6 protein-coding genes are annotated in these 16,989 nt (G+C 39.0%); 2 read left to right on the top strand and 4 right to left on the bottom strand.

What is annotated here, in order from left to right; all coding sequences use genetic code 11:
- Positions 1–499 precede the first annotated feature (499 nt).
- Together DBK98_RS12220 and DBK98_RS12215 are read right to left on the bottom strand one after the other, a co-directional pair.
- Positions 500–2,515: a RagB/SusD family nutrient uptake outer membrane protein gene (locus DBK98_RS12220; RefSeq protein WP_032536306.1), complete on the bottom strand. Its 2,016-nt coding sequence runs from the start codon at positions 2,513–2,515 to the stop codon at positions 500–502.
- 11 nt (positions 2,516–2,526) lie between these two features.
- The gene (locus DBK98_RS12215) at positions 2,527–5,697 is read right to left on the bottom strand and encodes a TonB-dependent receptor (protein ID WP_005800573.1); all 3,171 of its coding nucleotides are present in this window, start codon (positions 5,695–5,697) and stop codon (positions 2,527–2,529) included.
- A 750-nt stretch (positions 5,698–6,447) separates the two neighbouring features.
- Between DBK98_RS12215 and DBK98_RS12210 the strand changes: the two genes are divergently transcribed.
- Together DBK98_RS12210 and nanU are read left to right on the top strand one after the other, a co-directional pair.
- Complete coding sequence (locus DBK98_RS12210) at positions 6,448–9,717, top strand: TonB-dependent receptor (protein ID WP_032536307.1); 3,270 nt, start codon at positions 6,448–6,450, stop codon at positions 9,715–9,717.
- 27 nt (positions 9,718–9,744) lie between these two features.
- A complete protein-coding gene (gene nanU / locus DBK98_RS12205) occupies positions 9,745–11,316 on the top strand; it encodes a SusD family outer membrane lipoprotein NanU (RefSeq protein WP_032536308.1) in 1,572 nt (523 codons plus the stop codon).
- A gap of 207 nt (positions 11,317–11,523) precedes the next feature.
- Here the strand turns inward: nanU and DBK98_RS12200 are convergent, their stop codons facing one another.
- A complete protein-coding gene (locus tag DBK98_RS12200) occupies positions 11,524–13,086 on the bottom strand; it encodes a RagB/SusD family nutrient uptake outer membrane protein (protein WP_032536309.1) in 1,563 nt (520 codons plus the stop codon).
- 18 nt (positions 13,087–13,104) lie between these two features.
- Positions 13,105–16,428, bottom strand: a complete 3,324-nt coding sequence (locus DBK98_RS12195; RefSeq protein WP_032536310.1) for a TonB-dependent receptor — start codon at positions 16,426–16,428, stop codon at positions 13,105–13,107.
- Positions 16,429–16,989 lie beyond the last annotated feature (561 nt).

The raw sequence follows: 16,989 nt of genomic DNA, 5'->3' as shown, positions 1-16,989 counted from the left end.
ATTAATATTTATGTTATCGGGAGCAAAGATAGTATTTTTTATTATACAATGGCTATATTAATTAAATATTTTATTATATATCAACCTATTAATAAACTACACACAAGTTAAGGGATTGTTTTTAATTCTATTTGCCATAAAAGCCTGTCTAAATTTCCTTCGTCTGTTTTTTCACAGAACACAGACACTCCCAAAAGGATAGAAAGAGACTAAGAGATCAATTATAAAACGACAAATCCCTCTTTCAAAGTGCTAAAGGACCGAAAACAAACTTATCTAAAATGGTAATCAAACTTCATCCTGGCTGCCAAGATAAACTTGGCTTGTACGAAGAAAACATTTCTCTAAAGATCAAGATATATTTTACTCTGAATCTTTCGGATTCTGAGTTTTAACTTTGTGATGAGCATATCTGAAGTCAGAATAAAAAAGAGAGAGACGTTATCTTCAATAACACCCCTCTCCTCTACTTTATTTTAATAATCTATTGAAAACCGAATTATTCTTCAGCAACCTCTCCAATCTTAGTTGGCCAATAAGGGTTCTGGTATAATACAGACGTTTCTACTTTTTCATCCGGAGACAGCAATTCCATCTCGCGAACCGGCACAGGATTGAGATAATGGGCTTTCTGCCAGGTATAACCGTCGTATACGTCATTATTGGCTTTCAAAATGGCATAAGGACGCAAATACTTAAAGGTACGTGAAGAGATATTGGAACCTTCTTCACCGGAATCTTTAAATGTAATCTCAGCACCATTCTCATCTTTGTTAGCCGACTTATACATTTCATCCCAGAAATTACATCCTTCAGGCATATAGTTTTTCGTCAGCAAGTGATCCATCGAACGCCAACGAACCAAATCATCCCAACGCATACCTTCACCAATAAATTCACAACGACGCTCACGACGTATATTTAATAAGGTAGCATCTACAACTTGGGCACCTGAATACTTACCCCAATCTGTTTCCTGATTCAAATCAGTCGCATTGATAGTTTTTGTAAAATCAGGATCCAATCCGGCACGCTCACGAATAGCTCTCCAATACTGAGCTGCTTTACCTGTAACGTTACCATTCTTCATATAATAAGCTTCCAGATAATTCAGATAAGCCTCTACGCCACGATAAATAATACATCCGGTAGTCGACTCAGCTTTTCCCCATACATTCTGTGCCATATCAAAGCTGGCATATTTACGAATACGATATCCTGTCTGGTCTCTCATCTCTTCACGGTTAGATACAGGATGCGGAGCAAACATTTTCACAGTGCCCGGTTCCTCGGTCGAATATACTGGTACAAAATTGCTTTCACCAAACATAAACAACTGAAGACGGTTATCGCGATTAGCCTTCACATCATCCAATGTAGCATCCCCCTTATAAGGTGCTGCGCTACTGGCCGCATACCAAGGCAGACCATCCTGCATCAAGAAGCTTTCAACATAGCTTTTCAACAAGCCATGATTAGAACCGGACGCAATCCATGCCGGAGTACCATGCATGATAGAGAAACTACCGGTTTTTGCATACTGACGCCAGAACAACACTTCGTCATAGCCGCTTAAATCAACATTGGCATACATTTCAAAATAAGGATTCCATCCGGATATAATAGAAGGACTAGCAGGATCTTCAACCTTTGTATTAGGGGTCAAAGTTATTTTATCTGCAACTTCTTCCGCTGCTTTCATGGCTTCTGTCAAGAAGAAGTCAACCTCAGCTTCTACATCCAATGAGAAATTAGAATGTACTTTCTTTCCCGGCCAGTTATCATCTCCCGGTACACGTCCTGTACCCTTGTGGTATCTTTCAAAAGAGGCTTCATACAGTGCCACCCGGGATTTAATCAGCAAAGCTGTCTCACGATTCAAACGGGTATTATTTTTAAATCCCTTACTGTACATCATATTGGCAGCATCATCCAAATCTTTCAGGATAAAGCGGGCAACCAGATTACGAGGTTGGCGGACACCTTTTTCCATCAGCACCGTTTTGTCATCGGGCAAAACCTCTGTTACGATCGGAAAGTCACCGTAAGTACGCAATAAATTATAGTACACAAGAGCACGCATCAGATGCATTTCGCCAATATAATGGCGAATATCGGCATCTGCTCCGGCAACCTCACCCGCTTCATATTTAGGCACAGCATTCTCAAAGAAGTAGTTGCAATAACGGATATTGCTGAAACTCCAGTTACCATCACTGGAAGGAACTTTCCAAAGCCCTTTTACATAGCGACTACTACGCCCTCCGGCCACCATATTATCCGTTCCACCATCGTTATTCGCTATACCTGCTCCATAACCACCATGCGAAGGAAAATAGTTTTGATACCTCGCTATGGAATAAGCGGCAAAGTGATCCACCGTTTGAAAGTAGACTTCCGGTGTGACAGAAGAAAGAGGTTCTCTATCAAGAAAGTCATTACAGGACGTGAGCGCCATTACCCCTCCCGCAACAAAACATGCTTGTACAAACAGATTTTTTATTTTAAGCTTCATAATACTTCAATTTAAAAATTAACGTTAACACCAACAGATATCACTCTTTGCAAAGGATATAACTTACCGGATCCTGTTCCGGCCAAACTTCCGGTAGCTTCCGGATCGAAAATCTTAGAAAGACTGGTTATAGTTGCCAGGTTATCACCCGAAACATATACACGTACAGAAGATATTCCGGCTTTCTCTGTCCATACCCGAGGCAATGTATAACCCAACTGGACATTCTTCAAACGCAAATATGCTCCATTCTGTAAATAGCGTGTCTGAATCTTGGTATTACGGCCCCCACTAAAGTTGACGCGCGGATAATATGAATTCAAATTAGCACCTAACGGGTCACCCTCCGGACGGAAGAAATCCCAATGTTCGGTAAAGCCGGTAGATTGCCACTCATTTCCTTGTCCGTTGGCTCCCCAGAAATAACATCCGTCCAGCCACAGGTCACGTTTTCCAATCCCCTGCATAAAAATGCTGAAATCGAATCCTTTCCAAGCAGCATCCAGTGTAATACCATATTTAAAACGAGGAGTCGAATTACCGATAATACGATAATCGCCCGTATCTCCTAATTTATTGGTTCCGTTACTGATTTTTCCGTCACCATCCAAATCGGCATACATAATATCACCGGCACCCCAATTGGTTCCTACAGAAGATTGATCGACTTTTGCCAAATGAGCATCCATCTCTTCCTGTGATTTAGCAATACCGATTGTTGTCAATCCCCAAATATCATTCAAATGTCTACCTTTATAATACGAACCTACGTCATACGAGTCATTCGGATAGCGCAGAATCTTCTGTTGGTCATCAGAAAGTACAAATTTTGCTCCATAAGAAACTTCACCGATCCGATCTCTCCAATTTACCTCCAATTCAAAACCATACGATTTCATGTCCGAGTTGTTAATCTTCGGAACTGAAGTTCCCAACAAACTTGAAAGTTCGGGAGCCGGGCCGATCATATCATAAGTATAACGTACGAAATAGTCGAATGAACCGGATAAACGGTTATTGAAGAAAGACCAATCCAAACCGACATCCCAAGTCTCTACTGTCTCCCAAGTTTTCTTAGAGCTGACAATACCCGGATTTGTAGCATAGTTAGGACGTTCGCCATTTACTAGCCAACCGTAATTAGACCCTACAGGCATCGTTTGATAAAATGGATACCACGCATCATTGGTATTCGTATTACCCAACTGACCCCATGAAGCTCTTAACTTTAAACTTCCCATATTAATTTTTTCAGCAAAGCTCTCCATGAATGGTTCGCGAGCAATATTCCAACCGGCAGAGAATGATGGGAAGAATCCCCAACGTTCTTTTCCTACGAAGCGGGAAGAGCCATCATATCGGCCATTAGCCTCAAACATATAACGGTCTTTATAACTCCAGTTGACACGCGCAAAGAAACCGGCTACTGAGTTGTCAGCATAACCACCATAAGCCTGCGGATCATCAGTTGCCGTATTAATAGTAGGTACCCCCGGGGTAATCAATGTATTTTTCTCAGCCGTGATGTTTCTGGTTTTATATAACTCTGCATTAAAACCGGCCATCACTTTAAAATAATGTCCGTTATCGAACTGTTTGAAATAGTCCGAATAAATATTTGTGGTATAATAATTTTCCTTCCAACTATATTCATTCACGCGAGAAGAACCTGCCGCATAAGAACCATATCCCATATCCCACACTGTATAATAGGGATCTCCATCCACATTGTAGGCATAAACAGGTAATACTTCCCAATGCTGATATTGAGTAGTGGTACGTACACTACCTTCAAGATTGATTTTCCAGTTTTTAATAGGCTCGAAAACCAGTTGCAACTGATTCGTATAAAAATCTTTCTGGCTATTCTGCTTTCCACCATTTTCCATCTGTTCCACTTCACCTTCGTCCATAGGGAATCCGTTAGGATCATAAGCCGGATGCACAGGCCATTTACGAGCTAAGTTATGGAAAAAGCTTCCTGTCAAGTAAGTAGGACGTTCAAAATCCTCACGGGTCCATTTAGTAGAATACGTCACCTTGAACCAATCAGTGACAGCCGTTGTGATTTTACCATTCAATGTGTAGCGTTGAAACTTATCTGATCCATGACGCATTAAACCTTTCTGATCCAGAAAACTTCCACTAATCAAGTATTGAGTTTTGTCCGTACCACCATTAATACTAAGGTTATGTTCCTGAGATGGCGCCCAATGATCATAAAATTCTTCAAACCAATCCGTGTTTCCATTCGCGTTAGCCCATTTTTGCCAAATACCTGCTCCATTATCAACTGTAGTAGCTTTCAGCGTTCCTTCTTGATAAGCTTTGATACGTTCCATTACAGCAGGGGCAAAAATATCACCGCCACCCTTATTGGCAGAAGCACGATTGAAGTACTGAGCAAAAGTGTAAGAATCCATAATGTCCGGAATACCAATAGCGTCTGAGAAACGAGCACTACCGCTATATGACACATTGGTCTTACCGCTCTTACCACTCTTCGTTGTTACAAGAATTACACCGAACGAAGCTCTTGCACCATAAATAGAAGCCGATGCAGCATCTTTTAATACCGAAACAGATTCGATATCATTGGGATTGACAGTATTCAGATCACCCTCAATGCCATCAATCAAAACCAATGGAGAAGAACCCGATCCATCACCAATCGTTCCGGCTCCACGAATATTCATGTTTAACGTTCCATCAAGGGCACCACCGTTATTACCAACAGTAAGGTTCAAGCCGGGAACAACACCCTGCAATGCTTGTGAAGCATTTGCCACCGGACGCGCTTCCAACGCCTCGGCACTAACCATACCTACAGCCCCTGTAACGTTCACCTTCTTTTGCGAACCATAGCCGACTACAACAACTTCATCCAAAACCTCCGCATCCTCTTTCAGCACAATATTATAAGTGCTTTCAGAGCCAACTTTAATTGTTTGTTGCTTGTAGCCAATATAGCTCACCAAGAATTGTGAATTAGGTGCCACCTTTAACGAGAACTTACCGTTTAAATCAGTAATTACTCCATTAGTGGTTCCCACTTCTACAACACTTGCCCCAATAACGGGCTCCCCGGTAACATCTGTTACCAGTCCCGAAATCGCCTTTACCTGTGCCATCACATTAAACGATAGCAAACAGCCCAACAAAATAAAAAGGACTTTTTTCATAAATTGATTTTTAGTTAATAAAAAAGGAAAATTATCTCTTCTAAACTCCATAAATATAAATACCTGAAAATGAGTACAGTCCTATCGGGACTTATCCTTTTAAATAGTAATCCCAGAATCAGATAAAAACATAATTGTCTATAATACAAACTATTACGTCTTAATAGTGAATCAAAATAACAGGGTATTTTTAGTAAAAAAACACTTATGAATTAATAATGGTGAAAAGTAGTGAAGCACTAAATATTTTTTTCTCGCCCCAATTCCTCTAAAATCTACTTTTCAATAAGCCAAGAAAAATTATCTATATTTCAACACAAAGAAACACCTTATAACATATAATAAGGTTTTTGAATATATTCTCTCGCCCTTTTCAAGTCAGTCCAATAGCTTTTTAAAACAATAATATATTACATATACCTATTCTAAGGTGAATCGCTATATATATAATATAAGAAATCAATATTATATGAGAGAGGATACCCCATAAACAATCTTTTGTGAAATTTCCAAGTGGATTATCTTAGTTTTTCAATATTATTTCGTCTATATAAAAAATATATTTAAAATATGCTTGTGAGTTTTTAATATAATATATATATTTGCAACGGTTTGATAGTATATAAATGAAAAGAAATAATAAATTTAACCTTTTTCATTTATTATTTAGGTAATGAAAATACCAAGTACCGATAGAACTTAGTAAAAACAATTATAATTTTCTTTATTATTAACTAAAAAGCAATACTTATGAAGAAAACCATCTTCTTGATTTTGTGCATTTTATGTTCTCTTGGGACCATGGCGCAAAAGAAATCTATCACGGGTGTGATTACAGATGGTGCCGGTGAGTCAATCATTGGTGCAAGTGTCGTTGAAGTCGGTACAACTAATGGTACCATAACTAACTTTGACGGCGAGTTCTCTTTAACGATAGCTACTGGTGCTAAATTTACAGTTAGCTATATTGGGTATAAATCTCAGACGATTACTGTTGGTGCTGAAAATACCTATAAGATAGTACTGAAGGAAGACACAGAAGTGTTGGATGAAGTAGTGATAACAGGATATGGAGGTTCACAAAAGCGTGCTACTTTGACTACTGCTATCTCTAAATTGGATAACTCGGTACTTAAAAATGCGGCTTTCAGCAACGCAGGACAATCCTTGCAAGGCTCTGTAACAGGACTCCGTGTTGTAAACAAAACAGGTCAACCCGGTAGTGAACCGGATATTACATTACGTGGTGGTGCCACTATTACAGGTGATAATAGTAAAGCACTTATCGTAGTCGATGGTATTGTCCGCAATAGCATGAGCGATATCAATCCTTCCGATATTGAGTCGATTCAAGTCCTTAAAGATGCTGCTTCAACCGCTATTTATGGAGCGCGTGCCAATGGCGGTGTTATTTTGGTTGAGACTAAAAGTGGTAAAGAAGGTAAAGCATCTGTTAACTATAAATTCAAAATGGGTGTGAATTTCGCTCGTAAAGGTTATGACTTTTGCGATGCGCACGACTACATCTACTACAATCGTTTAGGTTACAAAAGAACCGGACGTACCAATGTAGATACACAAATGGGATATGGTATTGGTAACAATCTATTTGACATCCGTTATTTGACAGATGAAAACGCTAACTTAAAGAATGAAGGTTGGGCTTCTATGGCAGACCCATTTTATGATGGAAAAACAATTCTATATAAAGACTACTCAGGTGAGTTGGATGATGTTGTTTTCAATAATAGCGCTTTGACACAAGACCATTATGTAAACATTACAGGCGGTAACGATAAAGGAACCTTCTCTGCCAGCCTAGGCTATTACAAAGAAGATGGTCAGATTAGAGGTACCGGATACGAACGTTTCAATGGAGCATTGAACGGTTCGTATAAAGTATTCCCTTTTTTGACGGTAAAGGCAAATGCGACTTACTCTTGGTCAACTCAACCGGAACTCTGGATCGGTCAATATGAATTTTTCTACCGTACACGCTCTCAACGTCCGACATGGAATCCTTGGAATGAAGATGGAACTCCGGCCTCCGGTTTCGGTACAGGAGACGGTAATCCCGATTATTACAGAGATAAGTTGACGAGCGAGAACAGCACTAATAAATCAACCTACAGTGTTGGATTTGCCCTTGACATTTTACCTAAAAAATTAGTGTTAAATGGCAATGCTTCACTTTATCGTTATGACTGGCAGAGAGAGAAGTTTAATAAATCTTATCAAGCTCAATCTTCCGCAACTCCTGACAATACACGCCAGGCTGAGGCTTATGTTCAGAAATACAATCAAATTCAGTTGAACGGAACACTGACATACACAGATACTTTTGCAGAAAAGCATAATCTGGAAGCAATGTTAGGAACCGAATATTTCACTTATGATCAGTTCGATTTTGAAGCTAAAACTCAAAATTCTCCGACTGATGATATTCCTACCTTAAACGCAGGCTCTACAAGAACCTATACTTCAACAACCAAAACAGCATATCGTATTCTTTCCGGATTCGGACGTATTAACTATAACTACGATATGAGATATTTAATTTCGTTTGTTGCTCGTTATGACGGTATTTCGAAACTGAAAGATAATCGTTGGGGATTCTTCCCGGGTGTGTCTGTCGGTTGGAATATTATGGAAGAAAGATTCTGGAAAGACTCTAAGATATCAGGAGTTATTTCTAACTTGAAACCCCGTTTGAGCTATGGTGTCAATGGAAATGTGAATGGAATCGGAAATTTTGATGTATATGGTGCATATTCACAAGTAGGTGCAAAAACATACGGAGGTTCAACCGCATTCTACAATTCAGGTTTGGTAAACACTGGATTACGTTGGGAACAAAGTCAGTCATTTGAAGCAGGACTTGACATCGGATTCTTAAATAATCGTTTGAGCTTTATCCTCGACTATTATAACCGTACTACAAAGGATTTGTTAACCAAACAAGCTCTTCCGGGATATACCGGTTTCACGGAAATCATGACCAATATGGGAACTCTGCGTAATTATGGTTTTGAAATGGAAGTCAGAGCTAATATTCTGAATAATCCGAAAGGGTTAACATGGGATGTAACAGCCAACCTGTCTTCTGTTGCAAACAAGATCGTAAAATTGCCCTACAATGGTAATCCCAATAATCGTGTTGGTGGTTATGAAGTAGCAACCGGACGTAAAAAAGCCGATGGAACAGATGAAACCAAATGGATCGCCGGTCGTCAGGAAGGTGGTAAACTGGGAGAACTAGTTGCCTATAAACAAAACCACATATTCAAAGATTGGGATGATGTGAAAAAATATGCCAATAATCGTATCGATGAGGTAGCCAACTTATATGGTCCGGGACTTGCAGCCCAATATGCCGGAAAAGAGGGATGGCAACCTATCGAACCGGGTGATGTTTGCTGGGAAGACATTAATGGCGATGGTGTTATTAATGGATACGACCGTCAAGTAGTAGGAAATATATTCCCAAAAGTTACCGGTGGATTCTCTACTACATTGGGTTATAAAAACCTCTCCTTATATGCCCGTTTCGATTATGCTTTAGGACATACGATTTATAATGACCTTGCAGCACGTTCATTGGGGCAATATCAAGGTTCGTTCAACATCATTAAAGAAGTTAAAAAAACATGGAGTGAAACAAATACCGATACTGATCTGCCTGCATTCTATTATGCCGACCAGTTAAGTAAGAAGAATATAACACGTTCAAATAATGGTCTTACGGCTATTGACAATAACAGTTCACGTTTCTATGAAAAAGGTGACTATTTGGCCCTTCGTGAACTGACATTGAACTATAATCTGCCTAAAACATGGATTAGTAAAGTAGGCATGACAGATGCCTCTGTTTATGTAACAGGTCAGAATCTATTCTATATCACCGGATACACAGGCGTTTCACCTGAACCGGCTGTAGATACGACTTATGGCCGTGGAATAGATAACGGCCGTTATCCTACTCCGAGAACAGTTTTATTCGGTTTGTCAGTGACATTCTAATTATATATGACTAATACAAATAGCATTATGAAGAAAATATTTACATATATGTTAGCAGGGCTTTCTCTCCTGCTGTTTTCAAGATGTGATGCGCTGGATATTGATCCTACCAGTTCTATTGCAGATAGTAATTACTGGAAGACAGAGGCCCAGTTCAGCACTTTTAATGTGGGGTTGCACGCATTGCTTAGAGAATGCAGCTTTAACTTTTTCTTGTTAGGTGAGCCTCGTGCAGATATTTACGGAGATGTTCCTTTCGGAGGAGAAGCAACTCAAGGTATGGAGCGTCTGCCTTTCAATACAATCAATAAAGAGAATACAGGAATAAGCAACTTCGCAGGAATGTACAAAGTGATCAATCAGATCAATCTGATGATAGCCAAAACAAAGGAAACGACAGTACTCTCCGAAGCTGGTAAAAACTATTACTTAGGCGAAGCTTATGGAATGCGTGCTTATCTTTATTTCCATTTGCTACGCTCTTGGGGAGATGTTATCCTCTATCTTGACTATACGAATGGGGCTTCTTTGGATTTAAGCAATCTATCGAAAGCAGCTTCTCCTGCGGAGGAGGTGATGAAACAAATCAAAGAAGACATTACAGCGTCCGAAAAAGGATTTGGCAGCGATTATTCTTTCAAATATGGCAGATATTACTGGTCGATGGCTGCTACACAGATGTTAAAAGGTGAGGTTTATTTATGGAGTGGTCGCCAAATGGGTGGCGGTACAGCCGACTATACTACAGCTAAAACTGCTTTGCAATCAATCGTCAGCAATGCAAATGTTAGTTTGCAAGATGATTTCTCAAAAGTATTTGCTTATAACAATAAAGACAACTCTGAAATCATTTTCTCAATACGCAACGCTAAAGACGAGTATAATATGTGGGACGATAGATTCAGACAGAACCTGGTGCCCCAACAAGCATATATGACCTCTACTTATTGCAATAAAGAGGGAGTGTCATTTAAAGATTTGCCCGAAGGACAATTGAACGGTTTGATTCGTCTACAGATAAGATATGATTTGTACAATAAAGCATTCCGCGATGGAGACACCCGTAAAGATGCTTCTATGACGGCAGTCTACCAGAAACAGCAGGATGGTACAGTTAAATATATTGCTCCATTTTGTAATAAATACCAGGGAGTTCTACTTGATGGAGCTTCACAACGTAGCTTCTTGAATGATTATCCAATCTACCGATATGCCGACTGCCTGTTATTGCTTGCTGAGGCTAAAGCATTGTTGAGTGAGGATCCGACTGCCGAAATTAATCAGGTCCGTGAACGTGCTTATGGAAAAGAATTCTTTGAAGCCAACAAAGCTACATTGGCTTATCCCAATGATAAAGGAGACTTCTATACAGATAATAAATATATGTCCGGTGACGAAGATCCTTTGGAAGCTATTTTGAAAGAACGTATGCGTGAGTTTATGTTTGAGGGAAAACGTTGGTATGACTTAAGATTGCTTGGTGCAGACTATGTGACTAAACGTACTTCAGCCGTTGCTACCCGCTTATTATGGCCGATCAACGAAAGTGTATTGACAGATAATCCGGCATTAAAACAGACTCCGGGATATGAAAATTGATTAGTTAGTATAAGCGGGGAATGTCCGGTCGGACATTCCCCGCTTTATTTTGTTCTCCTCCATCTGCATATATAAAAATCGGCTCTATGATTGGAGAATAAGGAGTAATGTGTGTATGGCTATGAAAAAAGAGAAGCTGTCTCAATAATAACCGAGACAGCTTCTACATTTAATAAATAATCATATTTAAAACCTATTGATTAAGTTTTATTTTTCATATCCAGGTGTCTGTTTCAGCAACGGATTGACACTCATAATGTTAACATCGATAGGCCATAATAACTTATATTCCTCACTTGAGTCCAAAAGAGGTTTATCCGAAGGATAATTCGCAGTAGCAGAGAAAGCAAGAGATTTGCCATTAGCATCATGCATACGTACTACATCAAACCATCGCTTACCTTCCCAAACAAACTCTTTATCACGTTCCTGGAGAATGGTCAATTCATTCTCTGCATAATTTCCTTCCGTATATTTATTAGCCTCATAATTGGAGCCATATGCACGTTCACGCACTTCATTAATATAACCTGCGCAAGGATTTCCTAAACCATTTTCTATTTCAGCCATCATCAATAAAGCATCGGCATAACGGTAAACAATCACATCGGTATCATAAATACGATTGTTGTTCGAGTTGATAGAACCAATAGCCTTAAGCATAACACAACCAAAGCCTTCTTTATTCTTTTGGGTATAATATTCTAAGAATGTTGCATCACGACGAGTGTCTTTATCGCTATAGCTTTTCCAGAAATCTTCTGTATATTCATGGCGGAATGTACCTCCGGTACCTTTCAAATTTAATGTATCCGTTTCAATTTTATTATCATCACGGTCATATACCTGTCCAATGAATACTGCCTCCTGATAGAGGAACATGCCTCCCCAGTTTGTAGCTTCGCCATCAGCAAAATGTAAGGTGAAAATAACCTCTGCATTATTACGGTTAGCTGTACTAAATACATCGCTGAATTTATTTAATAGCTGAAATTTGCCTATCACTCCATTCAGAGCTGTTTTGGCTGTTTCTAAATCCGATCTTCCAGAAGCTGTATAGCCATTTATTGAAACTTTAGCAGCCCACATATAAATTTCCGCTTTCAACATCAGAGTAGCAGCTTTAGACCACATTGTCTTATCATATTTATTGGTCACTTCTTCTGTACCAAAATAGTTTTCAGATTTACCGATATCTTCTTTTATGAAGGCCATAGTGGCCTCGGGTGTAGCACGTTCGACATAAAATTTATCTGCAGTCACTTTGCCATCCAGCAACTCGACTGTTGTTACAATAGGTACCCCGCCGTAAGTTTTATAAAGCATAAAATAATAAAGAGCCCTTAAACCATATGCTTGTCCTAAATAGGCTTTTCTGTCTGCCTCACTTAAAAAATCACATTCATTCTCAACTTTTTGAATGAAATGATTAACTTGCATAATCGGACTATATAATCCAAACCAGTTGCTGAATCCCGGATTATCCTGGCTTAAAGTGTTGGTACGCAATATGGCATAGTCCAAACTGGTGTTTTGTGAAGAACTACCAACGCGCTGTGTACCACCGCGCAATTCTCCCAAACAATAAAACATATTATAGTTACCTCTCAATTGAGAGTGCATGCCATTCATAAACCCTTCCACCTGGGCTTTATTATTCCAGTAGTTGCCGCTTCCGAAATAGTCTTCCGGAGCGAGATCCAATGCATCGCATGAAGTGTAAAGCACAGACGATACAAATAAGGAAATGATATATATTATCTTTTTCATAATTTGTCTTTTTTATATTTAGAAAGAAACATTAATACCAAAAATCACTGTACGAGGTAATGGATATCCTCCATTATTATCTGCTTTTTCCGGTGAGAATAGGTGTTTTGCTTCTGTCAAATAGCCTAAGTTCTGACCTGTAATAGATAGTTCCACATTGCTCAACTTAGCTTTTTGCGCCCATACAGATGGTAATTTATAGGATAATGAGAGTTCACGCAGCGCCAGATAATTTCCATTATAGGCAAACATGGATGAGCTACGGCAATAATTACGTTTACCCAATTGATCGGCCCATACATAAGTTGGATATTTAGCATTCGGATTTTCAGGAGTCCATGTGTTTTTGGTCTCCTCAATGGTATTATAAGTACCTTGAGCACATGCCATGATCCACATTGTTTTCCAGTCCACTGCGGTGAATCCCAATGCATAGTCGAAACGTGCAGACAAGGTAAGGTCCTTCCAGCTTACAGTAGTATTGATACCTCCTGTCCATTTAGGAACAGTATTCCCAATTTTCACCATGTCATAATTATCAATAACTCCATCGCCATTTACATCTTTCCATTTCACGTCACCCGGCTGAATCGGAAGGGCATTGGCTTTTTGAGAATCTGTTAATTTATTGTAACCTTCTGTTCCACCATAAAGAGGACGGCCACTTGAACCGTTATTACCTGTTGTCAAGTCAATCAAGTTAGCCGGGATTTCGTCTTGAGATTTATAAAGTCCTTCTGCCACAAACATGTATAGATCGCCCGGACGTTGTCCTTCCTGATATCCACCAACCCACATTTTTTCATCTCCGTTTCCAGTATAAACCTGATAAGCACTTTGACGATTTCTTTCAAGTCCATTGTCCGGCAAAGAAACAACCTTGTTTTTGTTCAAAGCACCATTCCAGTTCAAGTTCCACTTCCAGTCTTTGGAATCAATGATCCGGAATCCTAATTCAAATTCAAATCCTTGATTCTGGAACTCACCATTGTTTGAAGTAACAGAACTTACACCTGAAGTAGACGGTACTGTGATATTAGCATATTTATCACTAGTCAAACGGTTGTAATATGTCAAGTTAGCATTGATGCGATTTTCCAAAAAGCCCATATCTAAACCGACTTCAAAAGTTCTCGATTTTTCCCACATCAAATATGGGTTAGGAATGCTGCTTAACAAGAAACCGGTTGAACCATTATAGCGATTGCTGCCATAAGCTCCCTGAACTGTATAGTTTCCAACAAAGTTCTTGTTTACATTACCATTTAAACCAAAGCTGGCACGTAATTTACCGAATGAAAGAATAGATGCTGTGTTTTCCATAAATTCTTCTTTACTGAACACCCATCCCGCTGATACACCCGGAAATACTCCCCAACGGTTTTCTTTAGCTAATTTGGAATATCCATCCCGTCTTAAAACCAAAGAAAGCAGATACTTAGATTGGTAGTCATAATTAACACGTCCAAAGAATGACATAATACGTTGACGAGAATGTGAAGAGTCTATAGAACGCATTCCTTCCTCTTTTGAGGTGTATTCCAAATCCATAAAATCATCGGTGGGAGCTCCAGAACCAGAAGCACTGAATCCCTTGCCGTATGAATCATAGTATTCAAAACCAACCATTGCATCCAAGAAGTTGTCCTTATTGATCTGATAATTATAGTTCAATACGGCATTATATGTTTGGTCTAAAGTACGGCTATATGAAGCAGAGGTGGCGTGAGATGTAATCAAGTTACCCGGAGAGCTCAAATAGTCTTTATTAAAAGCTTCTGTTTTTTCTTCGGAATAATACCAGATGGCTCCTAATTTCAATGAGAGACCTTTCATGAAATCAATTGTGAAAGATTGATTCATCGTAAACTTATCCGTATTATTATCACGAACGAATTGCTTAAAATTGTATTGTTGGTTACCATCACCGGAGTTCGGTCCTAATAGCATATCTCCATCTGCATTATAACCACGGAAAGTAGGAGGTAATGAAAGACAGCGTGAGAAATAGTTAGCCTCAGCTGTTTGCGATGCAGGAAGTCCGTTCCAGGTCGCATCTGCAAAATTGAAACTTGAATTAGAAGTTAACCATTCCTTAAGTTTATAATCAGCATTAAAAGTAAAAGTAATTCGTTGATACCAGTTACCTACTGCTGTACCCTCACTCTTATTGTAGCCCAAGCCGGCATAATAACTTCCTTTATCATTACCACCGCTTACGCTTAAGTTATAATCCTGAGAGAATGAAGGTGTGTTTATATTAAAATCGGCAATGTCTGTATTTTTATAAATAATTTTATCTCCATATACCGGGTCAATCATAGTCTGCCATCCTTGATTGAGCAGAAAAGATAGATTATCTGAATAGATCATCGGACTCCAAATAGCAGAACTTGTTTTATTTCCGTCTAATGGCGTTACACCATCCTTGTCAAAATATAAATTACCTGTTCCATAAGGAGTTGCAGTAGTCAATCCGCTTAGAGAAGACCATCCTTTCACATTAGCGCCGTCCGGGTGTTTCATATCTCCAACGTAAGCATTCATATAACCTGTACGCATCCAATAAAGGTAATCACCGGCATTCATAAAGTTATAAGAATTCTTGAAGTAGTTCAAGCCAAACTTTGCTTTTAGATTTACCTCTGCTCTACCCGCCTTACCACGTTTTGTTGTTACAAGTACTACACCATCATTAGCACGTGCACCGTAAATAGCAGTTGCACCGGCATCTTTCAACACCTCCATTGATTCAATATCATCCGGATTAATATCACTCAGCGAAGAGCGTACCTGACCGTCAATTAAGATCAGTGGAGAACCGGAACCATCAAAGTTCGTACCACCACGGAGTACTAAAGTTGGAGCACTACCCGGATTACCCGAAGTCTGACTTACTGACAAACCTGCTACAGCACCGGAAAGAGCTTGAGCCGGATTAGTAAACATACCTTGTTTTAAAGTTTCCTCTTTTACTTTGGCTATGGAGTTAGTCACTTTAGAACGCAATTGTTTACCGCCATAACCTGTTACAACCACTTCATCCAACATTTCAGAATCTTCCTTCAACTTAATATTAAAAGAATTTCTGCCCTTTACATCGATCGTTTGAGGCTGATAACCAACATAAGAGACTTTGATCTTTCCGTTGGGATCGACCATTAATGTAAACTTGCCGTCAATGTCGGTAATTACACCATTGGTAGTGCCGACCTCGACAACACTTGCTCCGATGACTGTTTCACCGGTAGCATCCGTAACCACACCTGTGATTGATTTCTTTTGCGCCATGGCTCCAATGGAACATAACAAGCACAAAATCAAGAAGATGGTTTTCTTCATAAGTATTGCTTTTTGAGTTAATAATAAAGATGTTTATATGTGTTTTTAAAACTGTTTGCTAAGTTCTATCGGGACGGTAGGCGAAAAATGGAAGGAGAAGAGAAAGAGAGTAAGCAGAAAAGAAGCTGATATACAGATATATACAATTTGTTTTTTAAGCCCCCAAAGGCTAATATAGGTGAGAAAATAACTTTTTTCAGACGGTAGACTAATGGTATAAAACAACAGATAAATGTTATAAAAATGCAATATAAACATTACTGCGGACAAGAACAGGGGAAAAAGAAAGTCATTAGAAATAATATTGATAATTATTTACAATACAGACATTCTAACACAATAGAAAAAGCAATGCCACTATTAACATTTTATAGTACTAAGTGACGGATACTTGAAGGAAAATAAATTCAGCTATACTTATAGAGATAATTATTTAAAGAAAAAGCTTCATAGAGTTTATATTTAAGGCAGTACCCAAGTATACAGAAAGATACTCAGATACTGCCTTTTCAATTTGTGCAGCATGCTCGTGCAACAAAAAAGGAACTAATCGGTTTTATA

The organism is Bacteroides sp. PHL 2737, assembly GCF_004115325.2.
Taxonomy (GTDB): Bacteria; Bacteroidota; Bacteroidia; order Bacteroidales; family Bacteroidaceae; genus Bacteroides; species Bacteroides hominis.
Note: the sequence above shows the minus strand (reverse complement) of the source record. Positions and strands in the feature narration are given on the sequence as shown.

What these genes read in the sequence shown, in the direction of transcription:
- DBK98_RS12220 (WP_032536306.1), bottom strand. Translation starts at nt 2,515, where the DNA reads ATGAAGCTTAAAATAAAAAATCTGTTTGTACAAGCATGTTTTGTTGCG.
- DBK98_RS12215 (WP_005800573.1), bottom strand. Translation starts at nt 5,697, where the DNA reads ATGAAAAAAGTCCTTTTTATTTTGTTGGGCTGTTTGCTATCGTTTAAT.
- DBK98_RS12210 (WP_032536307.1), top strand. Translation starts at nt 6,448, where the DNA reads ATGAAGAAAACCATCTTCTTGATTTTGTGCATTTTATGTTCTCTTGGG.
- nanU (WP_032536308.1), top strand. Translation starts at nt 9,745, where the DNA reads ATGAAGAAAATATTTACATATATGTTAGCAGGGCTTTCTCTCCTGCTG.
- DBK98_RS12200 (WP_032536309.1), bottom strand. Translation starts at nt 13,086, where the DNA reads ATGAAAAAGATAATATATATCATTTCCTTATTTGTATCGTCTGTGCTT.
- DBK98_RS12195 (WP_032536310.1), bottom strand. Translation starts at nt 16,428, where the DNA reads ATGAAGAAAACCATCTTCTTGATTTTGTGCTTGTTATGTTCCATTGGA.